General features: G+C 74.4%; 15 protein-coding genes. 9 read left to right on the forward strand and 6 right to left on the reverse strand.

Annotation, left to right across the window (positions count from 1 at the left end; genetic code table 11):
* Positions 1-49: 49 nt before the first annotated feature.
* Complete coding sequence (locus JOF54_RS17170; protein ID WP_210058011.1) at positions 50-598, forward strand: DoxX family protein; 549 nt, start codon at positions 50-52, stop codon at positions 596-598.
* A 45-nt stretch (positions 599-643) separates the two neighbouring features.
* Here the strand turns inward: JOF54_RS17170 and JOF54_RS17175 are convergent, their stop codons facing one another.
* From JOF54_RS17175 to JOF54_RS17185, 3 genes are all read right to left on the reverse strand, one after another.
* A complete protein-coding gene (locus JOF54_RS17175; protein WP_210058013.1) occupies positions 644-1,369 on the reverse strand; it encodes a response regulator in 726 nt (241 codons plus the stop codon).
* Positions 1,351-3,084, reverse strand: a complete 1,734-nt coding sequence (locus JOF54_RS17180) for a sensor histidine kinase (protein WP_210058015.1) — start codon at positions 3,082-3,084, stop codon at positions 1,351-1,353. The genes JOF54_RS17175 and JOF54_RS17180 overlap by 19 nt, the downstream gene beginning before the upstream one ends.
* 194 nt (positions 3,085-3,278) lie before the next feature.
* Positions 3,279-5,894 carry a right-handed parallel beta-helix repeat-containing protein gene (locus JOF54_RS17185; RefSeq protein ID WP_210058017.1) on the reverse strand — a complete coding sequence of 872 codons (2,616 nt, stop codon included), beginning with the start codon at positions 5,892-5,894 and terminating at the stop codon, positions 3,279-3,281.
* 511 nt (positions 5,895-6,405) lie between these two features.
* On the opposite strand from JOF54_RS17185, the gene moaA reads away from it, so the two are divergent.
* Positions 6,406-7,458, forward strand: a complete 1,053-nt coding sequence (gene moaA / locus JOF54_RS17190) for a GTP 3',8-cyclase MoaA (protein ID WP_210059667.1) — start codon at positions 6,406-6,408, stop codon at positions 7,456-7,458.
* A gap of 48 nt (positions 7,459-7,506) precedes the next feature.
* On the opposite strand, the gene JOF54_RS17195 is transcribed toward moaA, so the two are convergent.
* On the reverse strand, positions 7,507-7,770 hold the full coding sequence (locus JOF54_RS17195; RefSeq protein ID WP_307804315.1) for an acetone carboxylase: 264 nt from the start codon (positions 7,768-7,770) through the stop codon (positions 7,507-7,509).
* Positions 7,763-8,236, reverse strand: coding sequence for a DUF3099 domain-containing protein (locus JOF54_RS17200; RefSeq protein ID WP_307804316.1), 474 nt, complete (start codon positions 8,234-8,236; stop codon positions 7,763-7,765). The genes JOF54_RS17195 and JOF54_RS17200 overlap by 8 nt, the downstream gene beginning before the upstream one ends.
* A 55-nt stretch (positions 8,237-8,291) precedes the next feature.
* Between JOF54_RS17200 and fabG the strand changes: the two genes are divergently transcribed.
* Genes fabG through JOF54_RS17215 form a run of 3 tightly spaced genes read left to right on the forward strand, consistent with a single transcriptional unit; the run spans position 8,292 to position 11,601 of the window.
* Positions 8,292-9,032 carry a 3-oxoacyl-ACP reductase FabG gene (fabG, locus tag JOF54_RS17205; protein WP_210058019.1) on the forward strand — a complete coding sequence of 247 codons (741 nt, stop codon included), beginning with the start codon at positions 8,292-8,294 and terminating at the stop codon, positions 9,030-9,032.
* A 51-nt stretch (positions 9,033-9,083) separates the two neighbouring features.
* Entirely contained in the window at positions 9,084-9,854 is a 771-nt protein-coding gene (gene fabI, locus JOF54_RS17210; protein WP_210058021.1) for an enoyl-ACP reductase FabI, read from the forward strand.
* 7 nt (positions 9,855-9,861) lie between these two features.
* Entirely contained in the window at positions 9,862-11,601 is a 1,740-nt protein-coding gene (locus tag JOF54_RS17215) for a Mur ligase family protein (protein WP_307804317.1), read from the forward strand.
* Positions 11,602-11,628: 27 nt separating this feature from the next.
* Here the strand turns inward: JOF54_RS17215 and JOF54_RS17220 are convergent, their stop codons facing one another.
* Positions 11,629-11,892: a hypothetical protein gene (locus JOF54_RS17220; protein WP_210058022.1), complete on the reverse strand. Its 264-nt coding sequence runs from the start codon at positions 11,890-11,892 to the stop codon at positions 11,629-11,631.
* Between the two features lie 200 nt (positions 11,893-12,092).
* Here JOF54_RS17220 and JOF54_RS17225 point away from each other — a divergent pair, with 200 nt between their 5' ends.
* The 4 genes from JOF54_RS17225 to JOF54_RS17240 are packed head-to-tail and all read left to right on the forward strand — an operon-like array spanning position 12,093 to position 14,218.
* Complete coding sequence (locus JOF54_RS17225; RefSeq protein WP_210058024.1) at positions 12,093-13,094, forward strand: YihY/virulence factor BrkB family protein; 1,002 nt, start codon at positions 12,093-12,095, stop codon at positions 13,092-13,094.
* Between the two features lie 32 nt (positions 13,095-13,126).
* Complete coding sequence (locus JOF54_RS17230; protein ID WP_210058026.1) at positions 13,127-13,591, forward strand: phage holin family protein; 465 nt, start codon at positions 13,127-13,129, stop codon at positions 13,589-13,591.
* The gene (locus JOF54_RS17235) at positions 13,588-13,914 is read left to right on the forward strand and encodes a DUF3618 domain-containing protein (protein ID WP_210058028.1); all 327 of its coding nucleotides are present in this window, start codon (positions 13,588-13,590) and stop codon (positions 13,912-13,914) included. The genes JOF54_RS17230 and JOF54_RS17235 overlap by 4 nt, the downstream gene beginning before the upstream one ends.
* 28 nt (positions 13,915-13,942) lie before the next feature.
* A complete protein-coding gene (locus JOF54_RS17240) occupies positions 13,943-14,218 on the forward strand; it encodes a DUF4235 domain-containing protein (RefSeq protein WP_210058030.1) in 276 nt (91 codons plus the stop codon).
* Positions 14,219-14,336 lie beyond the last annotated feature (118 nt).

Below are 14,336 nucleotides of genomic sequence, written 5' to 3' on the forward strand. Positions count from 1 at the left end.
ACAACCGGTAGCGTCGCCCCACAGGTTCTCCCAGCGGAAGGTGTGCCAGATGAGCAAGGGAAGTGACTTCGGTCTGCTGTTGGTCCGGGTCGGCGTCGGAGCCGCCTGCGTCGCCCACGGCGCCCAGAAGCTGTTCGGCTCCTTCGGGGGCTACGGCATCAAGGGCACCGGGGGCTGGTTCGAGTCCGTCGGCTTCGTGCCGGGCGAGCGCAACGCCATCGCCGCGGGCCTGGCGGAGGCCGGGGGCGGCGCGCTGCTCGCGCTCGGCCTGGCCAGCGGCCCGGCGGGTGCTGCCGTCGCCGGCAACATGGTGGTGGCGAGCTCGACCCACACCGGCTTCTTCAACACCGGCGGCGGCTACGAGCTGCCCGCCACGTTCGGCCTGGTGGGTGCCGCGGTCGCGGCCGGCGGCCCGGGCCGCTACTCCCTCGACGCCCTCACCGGCGACGCGCTGAACAAGCCCTGGCTGCGGGCGGTCGCCCTGGTCGGGGCGGTGGCCTCGGCCGCCTACCTCATCAGCGAGCGGGCCCGCGTCCTCGCCGAGCGAGGCGACGACACCGCCGCCGAGGACACCGGCGACCCGCACGCCGAGGGCTGACCCCGGACCCGGGCCCGTCCGAGGACGGGCCCGGGACCGTCGGCTTCAGCGCCCCGAGCCGGTGGTGGGGCCGTTCGTACCGCCGTTGGCGGTGTTGCGCAGCTGCGACCCGTAGACCGCGGCCTGGGTGCGGCGCTGCATGCCCAGCTTGGTCAGCAGGATGGAGACGTAGTTCTTGACCGTCTTCTCGGCCAGGAACAGGGTGTCGCCGATCTGCCGGTTGGTGTAGCCGTCGGTGATCAGGTCGAGGATCTCCCGCTCCCGCGGCGTCAGCTGGTCGAGCTTCGAGGACTCCTTGACCGGGTTGCGCAGCCGGTCGAGCAGCTTCTGGGTGACGGCCGGGTCGATCAGCGAGTGCCCGGCCGCCACCTGCCGGATGCCGGCGATGAGGTTCGAGCCGCCGACCTCCTTGAGCAGGTAGCCCGACGCGCCGGCCATGATCGCCGAGAACAGGGCCTCGTCGTCGTCGAAGGACGTGAGGATGACGCAGCGGATGCTCGGGTGGCCGGAACGGATGTCGCGGCAGACGTCGATGCCGCTGCCGTCGGGCAGCCGCCCGTCGAGCAGGGCGACGTCGGGTCGCGCGCCGGGGATCCGGCGCAGCGCCTCGGCCGCCGTGCCCGCCTCGCCCACCACGGTGATGTCGGGCTCGGACTTGAGGAGGTCGACGAGGCCCCGCCGGACCAGCTCGTGGTCGTCCATCAGGAACACCCGGATGGTCGACGTGCCGGGCTCGAGCGGCGGGGTCGTGATCAGAGGGGAATTGCCCATAGCAGTCTGAGGCCACCTTCAGTTGAGTTGTCGATGTCGAGATGTCCCCCGTGGCGTTCGGCGCGGCGGCGGAGGTTGTCCAGACCGCTGCGCCGGGTCGTTCCCTGCAGCCCGACGCCGTCGTCGACGACCGCCAGCTCCAGCCGGCTCCCGTCGGTGACGACGCGGACCCCGACGCGCGAGGCGCCGGCGTACTTGCTGACGTTGGTCAGCGACTCGCGGACCACCGCCTCGACGTCCCGCACCAGCGGGGCGCTCGCCGGCCAGGCCAGCGGCCCCACCAGCTCCACCTGCGGCCGGAGGCCGAGGACGGGCACGAGCTCCTCGACGACGGCGAGGACGGCCTCGCCGACCGTCGTGGTCGTGGGGGCGTCGGCCGCCAGGGTGAAGACCGAGGCCCGGATCTGGCGGACGGTCTCCTCGACCTGCTCGGCGCAGCGCAGCAGCCGGTCGCGCACCGGTGGGTCCGTAACGCCCGCGGCGGTCTCCTGCAGGTCGGCCCGGAGGGCGAACAGCCGCTGGACGACCTGCTCGTGCAGCTCGCGGGCGATGCCGTCCCGCTGCTCCAGGCCGTCCAGGCGCTGGGTGCCGGAGAGGCGCTCCGCCAGCTGCAGGGCGACGGCGGCCTGGCCGGCGAAGGTCTCGGCCATGTCGAGCTCGGACTGGGTGAAGGGGGCGCGGCGCGGTCGGCGGACCGCCAGCAGCACGCCCGCGCCGGGTCCGTCGGCGCGCAGCGGCAGCACCAGGGCCGGTCCGGCCGGCGCCACGGCGGCCAGCGCCGTCTCCGCGACGTGCTGTGCGCGCTCCAGGTCGACGTGCAGCCCCTGGCCGTGCCGCAGGCACCGCCCGGCCAGGCTGGTCGCGGTCGGCAGCGAGAGGCCGACGAGGTCGGGCCCGCTCGGGCCGGTGGCCGCGACGACCTCGAGGTGGGTGCGGCCCGGTCCCGGCACCAGGACGGCCACGTCGTCGGCGCCGAGCAGCCGGCGGACGACGTCGGCGGTGTGGGCGAGCGCGCCCGCACGGTCCAGGTCGCCCGCGAGCAGCAGCCGGGTCAGCCCGGCGGCGGCCCGCAGCCACTCCTGCCGGCGCCGGGAGTCCTCGTGCACGAGGGCGTTGTCGACCGCGATGCCGGCCGTGACGGCGAGGGCCTCGGCGAGGTCCTCGTCCTCCTCGGTGAAGGCGCGGCCGTCCGTCCGCTCGGCCAGGTGGAGGACGGCGTGCAGCCCGTCGCGGCTGCGCACCGGCACGCTGAGCAGGGTGTCCAGAGCCGGGTGCCCGACGGGGAAGCCCCCGGACTGCGGGTGGGCGGCGACGCTGGTCAGGCGGGTGGGCACCGGGTCCTCGACGACCAGCGCCAGCACGCCCCGGCCCTTCGGCGGCTCGCCCGCGGCCAGCAGCTCGGCCGGCGACAGCCCGCTGTGCAGCAGCTGCTCGACGTGCCCGGTGGGCCCGAGCACGGCGAGCGCGGCGTAGCGGGTCCCGACGACCTCCCGGGCGACGTCGGGGACCGACTGCAGCAGCGCGGGGAGGCCGAGCTCGCCGATGATCCGCCGGTTGCCGTCCTGGAACGTGCGGAGGCGGTCCTGGGCGGCGCCGACGTCAGCGGCGTGCTGGACCAGCTGCTCGACCAGCGTGCTGATCGGCAGGTGCGGCGCGTCTGGCTGTCCCCCGCCAGCGAGCGTGCCGATATCTCGAAAGCTATCGGGGGAGCTCATCCTGGCGGACACGATATGACGGAAACACCGGCTGCACGTCACCGATCGGGCAAACCGGGGGGAATTCGTGACCCCGGCGCTGCCGGGGCGACCGGGACGGGCGCGGCTCCGGCGCCGAGGGGGTCCTCGACGCCGGAGCGGGTGCGCGGGTGGTGCGGGTGGGTGGCTGGTGCGGGTGGGTGGTGCGACCGGGCTCAGGCGGTCGGCCGGGTCCACGCCCCGAGGTACTTCTCACCGGTCGGCTTGCCGATCCGGTCGGCGACCTCCGAGGGCAGCGGCTGGGCCACGGCCCCCACCTTGCTCGCGACCGAGCTGACCGGGCGGTAGGCGCCGTCCACCGGCGTCGAGAGCATCGGGTTGATGCTGGTGCGCTCCTGGCCGGTGTTGTCGCGGAAGTCGTCGAGCATGATGAAGTGGTAGGGCTGGCTACCCTTGCGGGCCCAGACCGCCGTCGCGTTCGGCACCCCCAGCGCGGTCTGGGAGTAGACGTTGCCGTTGGTGGAGATCCCGAGGTCGCTGGCGTTGGAGATCAGCTCGTAGACCTCGTAGGCCACCAGGGCGCCGGAGGTGGAGCCGGCCGACATCACGTTGTTGCCGATCGTGCTGTTCCCGATCACCCAGGGCATCGACAGGTCGGGCTGGGTGCGCCGCGGGTCGTGGCCGGAGACCGCCAGCTGCTCGATGCGGCGGGAGTCCTGGGCGAAGGCGATGGCCTTGCGGTTGCCCACCAGGGTGTTGTTCCAGATGTGCACCTTGTCGGTGTTGGCGACCAGGACGCCGTCGAAGGCGTTGCCGGCGATGATGTTGTCGGCGACCGTGGCGGTGGAGGAGATCTCCAGGACCACCCCGTAGCGGGAGCCGTCGAGGATCTCGTTGCCGAAGACGTTGATGTTGAAGGTCGACTGGTCGGTCCAGAACTGGCTGCCGTAGGTCCGCAGCAGCTCGCTGTTCTTCAGCGTCACGCCGCGGGTCTGGGTGATCTTGATCCCGCCCGAGCTGGGAGCCGGGTTGAAGTGCTCGTCGTTGCTGTCGGTGATCGAGAGGTTGTCGAGCACCAGGTCGTCGGCCTGGTTGGCGTGCAGGGCGATCTGGCCGGAGCCGTCGATGGTGGTGTTCTTGATCACCGAGCCCTGCTTGAAGAAGCCGACGCCGCCGGTGGCGCTGTCCAGCACCGTCATGTTGTCCAGGGTCATCCGCTCCCAGTAGCTGCTGATCACGCCCTGCTGCCACACCGAGTCGGCGTAGCGCTGGATGCCGAAGCCGCGCAGCACGGTGCCGGGGGCGCGGAGGGAGAACGCCACCTGCAGGTCTGAGGCGCGCACCTCGCGGTCGCCCGGGTCGCTGCCCAGGTAGAGCTTGTCGGCGGCGTAGTCGACGTAGAAGGTGCCCGGCACCAGGGCCGCGACGCTGCCCACCTGCGTCTGCTCCTCGTCACCGATCCAGACCATGTCGGGGTTGGCCGCCAGCGGGTACTTCGGGTCCAGCCAGGTCCAGCCGACGGCCGTGCCGTCCGGCTGGCCCTTGGTGTAGGTGGGGCTGTGGTCGAACTCGGTGGTCCAGCCGCCGGCGACGACGCCGGGGCCGCTCTTGGTGAAGCCGGTGACGGGGCGGGTGCCGTCGAACCAGACCTTCTCGCCCGGGTAGGGCTGGATCGTGGCGGCGCGACCCGGGGCGACCAGCACGGACTCGTGGTAGGTGCCGGCCCGCAGCACGATGGTCTGGCCGGACCAGTTCTTGGTCAGCGCCTTGTTGAGCGTCCGGAACGGCTTGTCCTGGGTGCCGGGGAAGGTGTCGTCACCGGCGGTCGGGGAGACGAACAGCGCGTTGGACGGGACCGGGTAGGTGGCGCTGCCGACCGGGTCCGCGCCGTGCCTCGTGGCCAGCTTGACCGGCGGGGGCGGCGGCGGGGCGATGGTCGGCGTGCCGCCGCCGGGCGTCGGGCTGGTGGTGCCGCCGCCGGGGGTGGGGCTCGTGGTGCCGCCACCGGGGGCCGGGGAGGTGGAGCCCCCCGGCTCGACCGACGGCTCGGGGTCGGGCTCGGGGGTGGTGTCGGTGACGGTGAAGGCCTGCGTGGCCAGGTTGATGGCGGCGTTGGCGCCGCCGTTGTAGGCCTGCAGGCCGGCGTAGCCCGGCGTCTTGAGCGCGGCGGCGGCGGAGTCCAGGAAGGTGACCTGCCACCCCGGCTCGGTCGTGCCGCTGACGAAGACCTTGCCCCGCACGATGACGGGCGCCTCGCCGGTGGTGGAGAGCTTGAGGGTCAGCTTCTGGCCCACGACGACCGGGGTCTCCAGCGTCATCTCCTTGAGCATGGTGAGCGCGGCGCCCTGGGTCCGCAGGACCTCGATGTGCAGCTTGCCGGCGGAGTCGATCCGGCCGCGAGCCAGGTAGGCGGAGAGGTCCGCCTGCTTGCGCGCCTCGATCGTGTAGATGAAGTCCTTCGCGGCCGGCACGGTGAACTCGGCGCGCACCTCGGTGTCCTCGGCGGCGACCGCCTTCTGGTAGGCGCGGAAGCTGCGCCCGCCGAGGATGTTCGTCACCCTGCCCTCGCTGCCCGAGACCGAGGTGGAGCTGCCGCCGATCATGTCGGCCCAGGCGCTCCCGGCGTCGGCCTTGCCCCAGCCGCTGGTGACCGAGCGGTCGAAGCCGTCGACGACGAGGTTGGTGGCGGCCGCGGCGGTGCCCGGGAGGAGCAGCGGGGCCGCGCCGGCGGCCAGCGTCAGGGCCGCGGAGACGATGATCCGGGTGGCGCGCCGGAAGGCGCTCGGGCCGGCGGGGGCCGGCTGGTCGGGGGTGGGGCGGGGGATGGTCATGGCGCAGGCTCCAGGGGGTGAGGGCGCAGGGCAGCGCCCGGACGGGTGGGGAGGGCCGTCGTCGGCCGGGGGAGGGGTGGCGCCGGGGAGGTGGCGCCGGGGGCGGGGACCGCGGGGCGGCTTACCGGAGGAGGGCCCGGAAGGGGCGCGTCCCCTGACCACCGGCGTCGTCGACCTGGCTGACGGCGCCCACCCGCGAGGTGCTGCCGCGGCGGGTGGTGGTGGGGGACATGGCTCTCCTCGGTGGTGGAACACGGTTCCTGCCCCCCGAGCAGAAGCTGATGACCTCATCCTGCCGAGGCCCCGCGGGCGGGTGCAGAGGACAAAGCACCCTCTGCGACGGCCCTGAGGTCCCGGTCCGCCCGGGCCGTCCCGGGCCCCTCCCCGGGACCTCCGGGACCTCGGTCCCGGGCCTGGGCCGCACCCGGCCCGGGTCGGGTGTCCCGGCGGCCGCGCCCCCGGACCCGGCGGCGGGACCTAGACTCGGGCCGTGGTGACCACCGACCTGGCGATGCCGAGCGTGCGACCCGGCGACGAGCCGGCTCCCGCGCCCGGACCCGGCGCGGGAGCGCTCCGCGACCGGTACGGCCGGGTGGCCACCGACCTGCGGATCTCGCTCACCGACCGGTGCAACCTGCGCTGCACCTACTGCATGCCTGCCGAGGGCCTCGACTGGATGCCGCACGAGGAGGTGCTCGACGACGCCGAGGTGGTCCGGCTGGCCCGGATCGGCGTCGAGCGGCTCGGCATCACCACGCTGCGGCTGACCGGCGGCGAGCCGCTGCTGCGCAAGGACCTCGAGCACCTGGTCGCCGAGCTCACGGCTCTCCGGCCCCGGCCGGTCGTGGCCCTGACGACCAACGGCATCGGGCTGGCCCGCCGGGCCGACGCGCTGGCCGCCGCGGGCCTGGACCGGATCAACGTCTCCTTGGACACGCTGCAGGCGGACACCTTCACGAAGCTGACCCGCCGCCGCCGGCTGGACGACGTGCTGGCCGGCGTGCGGGCGGCTCGCCGCGCGGGGCTGGACCCGGTCAAGATCAACACCGTGCTGATGCGCGGGGTCAACGACCACGAGGCCGTGCCGCTGCTGCGCTGGGCGATGGAGGAGGGCGTCCAGCTCCGCTTCATCGAGCAGATGCCGCTGGACGCCCAGCACGCCTGGGAGCGGGAGACGATGGTGACCGCGGCCGAGATCCGCGCCCGCATCGAGCCCCACCTGCCCCTCGTGGAGGACCCGGCCGACGCCCTGGCCCGCGGCAGCGCGCCCGCCGAGCTCTTCCGGGTGGCGGGCACCGAGCACAGCGTCGGGATCATCGCCGCGGTCTCCAAGCCGTTCTGCGGCAGCTGCGACCGGGTCCGGCTGACCGCCGACGGCCAGATCCGCACGTGCCTGTTCTCCCGCACCGAGTCCGACCTGCGCGGGGCGCTGCGGGCCGGCGCCGACGACGCGACGATCGCCGACCGCTGGCTGGTCGCCGTGGCCGGCAAGCAGGCCGGGCACGGCATCGACGACCCGTCCTTCCTGCAGCCCGACCGGCCGATGTCCGCCATCGGCGGCTGAGACCTCGTCCGCCCCGGCCTGACGGGCGCGAGGGCCCGGTGCCCGGGCTCAGGCGCTCTCGGCCCCCAGCGGCTCGACCTCGCGGAGGAAGCCGCGCGAGGCCAGGAAGCAGCGCAGCTGCTCGCGGTGCGCGTCGCAGGCCAGCCAGTGCTTGCGCCGGTCCTCGGGGTGGATCTTCGGGTTGTTCCACCGCAGGTCGGTGGTCGCCGGCTCGCGGCAGCCCTTCGCCGAGCAGACCAGGCCGTCCGGCCCGACCGGCAGCGGGTCGACCCCGCGCAGCACCGACCCGGGGTCCGCTCCCGGCTCAGGCAACGCGATCCCTCCGCTCGTCCTCGTCCTCGGGCCCGTCCACGACGGACCCCTCCACCGGGCCCTCCGCGACGACGTCACCCTCGACGACATCGCCCTCGACGACGACCACGCCCGTCGTCAGCTGCGGGGCGTCCTCGGGGGCCCCGTGCTCGACCTCGCTGCCCTTGGTGCGCTCGTCGGCCTGGTTGGCCAGCACGACGGCGACGTAGGGCAGGAAGACGGCGCAGGCCAGCAGCACCCACCGCAACCAGCCCTGCACCCAGATCATGCTGACGAAGCAGGCCATCCGGAACGCCATGGTGATCGTGTAGCGCCGCATCCGGCCGGACAGCTCACGGCTCGAGGCGCCGCGCGCGTCGGTGATGACGGCGGCGGGGACGGGTCGGCTGCGGGCCCGGGATCCGGGGCCGGACGGGCGCTGCGGAGGGCGGCGGCCCGGGTCGGCGTCCTGCTCGGGGTCGGCCACCGCGCCAGCGTACGCCTGGTCGCCAGAGCCCTCGCGGGCTCGCTACCGTGTGGCCGTGACCACCACCGCCAGCCCCGCCGCGCCCGCCCCCACCCCCCGGACCGTCCTGGTCACGGGCGGCAGCCGGGGCATCGGCCGCGGCATCGCCGAGCGGATGGCGGCCTCGGGCCACCGGGTGGCGGCCACCTACCGCAGCGGTGGGGTCCCCGAGGGCGTGCTGGGCGTGCAGGCCGACGTCACCGACGGCGAGCAGGTCGAGGCCGCCTTCGCCCGCGTCGAGGCCGAGCTGGGTCCCGTCGAGGTGCTGGTGGCCAACGCCGGCATCACCCGCGACACGCTCCTGATGCGGATGACCGACGAGGACTGGGACGCGGTGCTGGCCACCAACCTCACCGGCGCCTTCCGGCTGGCCCGGCGGGCGGCGCGCCCGATGGTCCGGGCCCGGTTCGGCCGGCTGGTCTTCATCTCCTCCGTCGTCGGCCAGCTGGGCTCGGCCGGCCAGGTGAACTACGCCGCCTCCAAGTCCGGCCTCGTCGGCCTGGCCCGGTCCGTGGCCCGCGAGCTGGGCTCCCGCGGGATCACCGCCAACGTCGTCGCCCCGGGGTTCGTCGAGACCGACATGACCGCCGAGCTGGGGGAGGAGACCGTGCAGAAGTACGCCGCGCAGATCCCGCTGGGCCGGCTCGGCGCCGTCGACGACGTGGCTGCGGCCGTGGAGTTCCTCGCCTCCGACGCGGCGGGCTACGTCACCGGGGCGCTGCTCCCGGTCGACGGCGGGCTGGGCATGGGACACTGACGGACCGTCCGACCGGCGTCGTCACACCGTCAAGAGCAGGAGCAGCAGCACGTGGGAATCCTCGAAGGCAAGAACATCCTGGTGGCCGGTGTCACCCTCGACACCTCGATCGGCTTCCACGTCGCGCGCATCGCGCAGGCCGAGGGCGCCACGGTCGTCGTGTCCAACTTCGGGCGGGCGATGAGCCTGACGGGCCGGGTGATCAAGAAGCTGGACCCGGTGCCGCCGCTGCTCGAGGTCGACGTCACGAACGAGGAGCACCTGGGCGGGCTGGCCGAGAAGCTCGGCGAGCACGTCGACCGGCTGGACGGCGTCGTCCACTCCCTCGCCTTCGCCAACCCCGAGACCGCGCTGGGCGGCAAGTTCCTCAGCACCCCGTGGGCCGACGTCGCCACCGCGCTCCAGGTCTCGGCCTACTCCCTGGCCTCGCTCACGATGGCGTGCAAGCCGCTACTGGCGCCGTCCGCCTCGGTGGTCGGGATGACCTTCGACGCCCAGGTCTCCTGGCCCGTCTACGACTGGATGGGCGTCTCCAAGTCGGCCCTGGAGAGCACCAGCCGCTACCTGGCCCGCTACCTCGGTCCCGAGGGCGTCCGGGTGAACCTCGTCGCCGCGGGTCCGCTGGAGACGCTGGCCAAGCGGGCGATCGGCGGCGCCGACACCTTCAACGAGGTCTGGGGCCAGCGCGCCCCGCTCGGCTGGGACCCGAAGGACATGGAGCCGACGGCCCGCGCCGTCGTCGCCCTGCTCAGCGACTGGTTCCCCAAGACGACGGGTGAGATGGTGCACGTCGACGGCGGCCTGCACTCCACCGGCGCCTGAGCCCGGCGTGCCCCCGTCCGCGCTCGTCGAGGTGCGGCTGCTGGTCGGCCCCAACCTCTACTTCCCCCGCCCGGCCGCCAAGCTGACGCTGGACGTCAGCCACCTGCTGGGGCTCGGGGTGGACGACGCGCGCGCGGTGGCCGCCGCCCTGGGGCTGCCGGGGTCGCGGCCCGGGCCGCCCCGCTCGTCGTTCCGGCAGCGCTCCGTCGCCCGCTGGGTGGCGCGGCTGGTGCGCCGGCTGGCGGCCGAGGCCGGGGTCTCCCGGCTCGCCGTCCGGTCGCGGCCCGGCACGGTGACCGAGGAGCTCGTGGTGGCCTACCCCTGGCGCAGCTCCGGGCGCGCCGAGGCGCTCGGCGGGGCGGTGGCCGCCGTCCTCGACGCCCTCGCGGACGGCACCGACCCCGGGCAGCTCGACCCGGTGCTGGCCCGGGCCGGTGCCGCGGTCCGCGACGCCCCCCGGGGGCGCGGGCCCGCGCTGCTGCGCCCGCAGGTGCCCGTCGTCGCGGTCACCGGGACCAACGGCAAGACCACGACGTCACGGATGATCGGCCACGTCGCCCAGCGGGCCGGCTGGTCGGTCGGCTGGTCCAGCACCGACGGGGTCTACCTCGACGGCGTGCTGGTGGAGGCCGGGGACTTCTCCGGCCCCAGCGGAGCCGGCCAGGTGCTGCGGCACCCCGGCGTGCAGCTGGCCGTCACCGAGACCGCCCGGGGCGGCATCCTGCGCCGCGGCGTCGGCGTCGCCTGGAATGACGTCTCCGTGGTCACCAACATCAGCGCCGACCACCTCGGCGTGGACGGGATCGACACGCTCGACCAGCTGGCCGAGGTCAAGGCCGTCATCACCAAGATCACGCGGCCGGGCGGCTGGTGCGTGCTCAACGCCGACGACCCTCGCACCTTCGCCATGCGCACCGGCACCCGCGCCGGGGTCTGGGTCTTCAGCCGCGACCCCGACTCGCCCTCGGGACGCGCCGTGCTCGACGCCGGCGGCCGGGTGACCACCGTGCTCGACGGCTGGGTGGCGGTGCTGCGGCCGAGTGCGGACCCGCTGGCCGTCGTCGAGGTCGCCGACGTGCCGATGACGCTGGCCGGGCTCAGCCGGGTCAACGTCGAGAACGCGCTGGCCGTCGCCTCCGCCACCCTGGCGCTGGGCTTCACCCCCGAGCAGGTCGCCGACGGCCTGCGCTCGTTCCGCCCGGGCGAGGACAACCCGGGCCGGATGAACCTGTGGACCCTGCCGCGGCCGGCCGGCGGGTCCGCGACGGTGGTCGTCGACCTCGCTCACAACGAGGCCGGGCTGGAGGCGCTGCTGGAGATCATGGCCGGTGTCGCCCGGCCGGGGGCCCGGCTGCTGCTCGGCGTCGGCACGGCCGGGGACCGGGGCGACGACATCCTGGTCCGGCTGGGCGAGATCGCCGCCGTCGGCGCCGACGTCGTCGAGGTCGCCCGGAAGAGCGAGTACCTCCGCGGCCGGACGCCGGAGGAGATGGGGCGGCTGATCGCCGAGGGCGCCCGGCACGCCGGGGTGGAGTCGCTCCGCGAGCACGACGACGAGCTCGGCTGCCTGGTCTCGCTGACCGGCCAGGCCGGTGACGGGGACGTGGTGGGGCTGATGACGCACCAGGACCGCGCGGCCGTCGACCGCTGGCTGCTCGAGCACGGCGCCACCCGCGACGACCCCACGACCCTGCGGGCCAAGGTGCGCGCGGCCGCGGGGACGACGACGCCCCCGGACCCGGCCTAGGCCGGCGCCGGGGGCGTCGCAGGGGTGCTACTGGGCGGTCGGGGAGTCCTGGCCGCCGAGGTCGTCGCCGTCCTCGGCGCCGGCCGCCGCGCCGTCCAGCTCGGCCTCGGGGTCCGACTTCTCGTCCAGCACGTCGTCCAGGGCCTCGCGCACGGCCTGCCGGGTGGCCAGCCGCACCGACGCCGCGCGCTGCAGGTCGGCGTTGTCGGCCTCGGCCAGCCGCTGGCGCTCGGTGCGCTCGGCCGCGAGGGCCTGGTCGCGGGCGAAACGGATGCGCTCGAAGATGTCCATGGGTCGATCCTCTCGTGCCCGCCGCGACGGGCGGGGGTGGGGCGGGGTTTGACGGGGTCGCCGGTGGGATACCTGGACCCGACGACCACTCTTCGGCCGCGTGCGGCCCACCGGATTCAGGCCGCGGCGCGGTCGCTTACGCTGTACGCGCTCGTCCGTGACCGGGCGGGCGCGCCGTCCCCCACCCCAGGAAGCTGACGATGACTCCAGGCGCCACCCAGACCTCCACCCAGGCCGACGGCGTCCCCGGCGGCACCGCTGAGAAGCCGACCGAGGTCCCCGCCAAGGGCTGGGTCCAGATCGCCAAGCGCGGCTGGGCCGAGGCCAAGGCCGACAACGTGCCGCTGCTCGCCGCGGGCATGGCCTACTACGCCTTCCTCGCGATCTTCCCCGCGCTGATCGCCGCCGTGCTGCTGTACGCGCTCTTCGCCGACCCGGCCACCATCGCCGAGCAGGTCAACAACCTCGGCTCGGCGCTGCCGGCCGAGATCCGCCAGACGATCACCGACCAGATCACCCTGGCCGAGGGCCGGGGCGCGGGCTGGGGTGCCGTCGTCGCCATCGCGCTCGCCCTCTTCAGCGCCTCCGGCGGGGTCGGCAACATGATGACGGCCATCAACACCGCCTACGACGAGGACGAGACCCGCGGCTTCGTCAAGAAGCGGGCCATCGCCCTCGCGCTGACCCTCGGCGCCATCGTGTTCCTGCTCGTCGTCGTCGCCCTCGTCGCGGTGCTCCCCGGCGTCCTGCAGGTGCTGGGCACCAGCACGCTGGTGACGGTCGGCATCCAGGTGGTCCGCTGGGCGCTCATCGTCGTGGTCATCGCCGTCGCCCTCGCCGTGCTGTACCGCGTCGCCCCGGACCGCGACGCCCCGAAGATCCGCTGGACCTCGGTCGGCGCGATCATCGCCACCGTGCTGTGGATCGTCGCCTCGGTCGGGCTGTCCCTCTACGTCTCCAACTTCGGCAGCTACGCCAAGACCTACGGCGCCCTCGCGGGCATCGTGATCCTGCTGCTGTGGCTGTTCATCACGTCCTACGCGATCCTGCTCGGCGCCGAGATCAACGCCGAGTCCGAGCAGCAGACCGCGGCCGACACCACGAAGGGCCCGGCCCAGCCGATGGGGGAGCGCGACGCCGTCAAGGCCGACACCCAGGCCGGCGACCCGGACCCCGCAGCGAGCTCGGGAGGAGCACGTTGACCGCTCGTCCCCCCGCACCCCAGGAGCACCGCATGAGCACCACCCCGAACGACCCGACGCCGACCGGCGCCGGGGCCAGCGCGCTGGACACCCCGGCCGGCGCCGCCGCCCCGGCCGACCGCTCCGTCGGCGAGCTCGTCAGCTCGCTGTCCACCGACCTCAGCCGGCTCGTCCGCGACGAGATGCGCCTCGCGCAGGCCGAGGTCACCACCAAGGCCAAGAAGGCCGGCATCGGCGTGGGTGCCTTCGGCGCCGCCGGCGTGCTGGCCCTGTACGCCGTCGGCGTGCTGCTGGCCGCCGCCGTCCTCGGGCTGAGCACGGTCCTGCCGGGCTGGCTCGCGGCGCTGATCGTGGGCGTCGTCGTGCTGCTCGTGGCCGGCGTCGCGGCCCTGGTGGGCCGCAAGAAGGTCCAGGAGGCGGCGCCGCCGGTGCCGACCCGGGCGGTCGAGAGCGTCAAGACCGACGTGCAGGAGATCAAGGAGAGCGTGAAGCGATGAGCGAGCCCACCCAGACCGGACCCGGTCCCGACGCCACCCCCGAGGAGATCGAGGCCGACATCGCCGCGACCCGCGCCCGGCTCGCCGACAACGTCGACGCCCTGGCCGACAAGGTCGACGTCAAGGGCCGCGCCCAGGACAAGGTCGAGGACGTCAAGGTCGCCGCCCAGGCGCGCGCCGAGGAGGGCCGGGAGAAGGTCGCCGCCGGCACCCGCGAGGTCACCGAGCGCTACCAGGGCCTGCCCCGGCCCGCCCAGATCGCCCTCGCGGTCGCCCCGGTCGTCCTGCTGGTCGTCCTGGTCGTCCGTAAGATCCGTTCCTGACCCGCCCCGCGACCATCGGAGACAACTGATGCCCTCCAAGTCCGCCCAGCTCGCCTACCGCCCGGTGGGGCTGCTGGCCAGCCTCGCCGCCGGCTCCCTCGCCGGCGCGATCTTCAAGCAGATCTGGAAGCGGGTGGCGCACGAGGACGACGCGCCCGACGCCCTCCAGTCGGAGTACACCTTCGGCAAGGTGCTGCTGGCCGCCGCCATCCAGGGCGCCATCTTCGCCGTCGTCAAGGCCGCCATCGACCGCGGCGGCGCCCGCGGGTTCGAGAAGCTGACGGGATCCTGGCCCGGGAACTGAGTCTTCGTCCTCGCTCCGCTCGGACGTGGTCCGCGCTCCCGTCCGCCGGCTCCTCCTCGCTCCGGCGGCGCGCGGAGCGGTGGTGGTCGGGACCGCACCTGGTGCCCTGCCCCTGACG

The sequence above is a fragment of the Microlunatus capsulatus genome (assembly GCF_017876495.1).
GTDB classification, from domain to species: Bacteria; Actinomycetota; Actinomycetes; order Propionibacteriales; family Propionibacteriaceae; genus Microlunatus; species Microlunatus capsulatus.

Excerpts from the sequence above, each read along its gene's own strand:
- JOF54_RS17180 (WP_210058015.1), bottom strand. The coding sequence starts at position 3,084 with ATGAGCTCCCCCGATAGCTTTCGAGATATCGGCACGCTCGCTGGCGGG.
- JOF54_RS17240 (WP_210058030.1), top strand. The coding sequence starts at position 13,943 with ATGCCCTCCAAGTCCGCCCAGCTCGCCTACCGCCCGGTGGGGCTGCTG.
- JOF54_RS17225 (WP_210058024.1), top strand. The coding sequence starts at position 12,093 with ATGACTCCAGGCGCCACCCAGACCTCCACCCAGGCCGACGGCGTCCCC.
- JOF54_RS17235 (WP_210058028.1), top strand. The coding sequence starts at position 13,588 with ATGAGCGAGCCCACCCAGACCGGACCCGGTCCCGACGCCACCCCCGAG.
- JOF54_RS17220 (WP_210058022.1), bottom strand. The coding sequence starts at position 11,892 with ATGGACATCTTCGAGCGCATCCGTTTCGCCCGCGACCAGGCCCTCGCG.
- moaA (WP_210059667.1), top strand. The coding sequence starts at position 6,406 with ATGCCGAGCGTGCGACCCGGCGACGAGCCGGCTCCCGCGCCCGGACCC.
- JOF54_RS17230 (WP_210058026.1), top strand. The coding sequence starts at position 13,127 with ATGAGCACCACCCCGAACGACCCGACGCCGACCGGCGCCGGGGCCAGC.
- JOF54_RS17185 (WP_210058017.1), bottom strand. The coding sequence starts at position 5,894 with ATGACCATCCCCCGCCCCACCCCCGACCAGCCGGCCCCCGCCGGCCCG.
- JOF54_RS17170 (WP_210058011.1), top strand. The coding sequence starts at position 50 with ATGAGCAAGGGAAGTGACTTCGGTCTGCTGTTGGTCCGGGTCGGCGTC.
- JOF54_RS17175 (WP_210058013.1), bottom strand. The coding sequence starts at position 1,369 with ATGGGCAATTCCCCTCTGATCACGACCCCGCCGCTCGAGCCCGGCACG.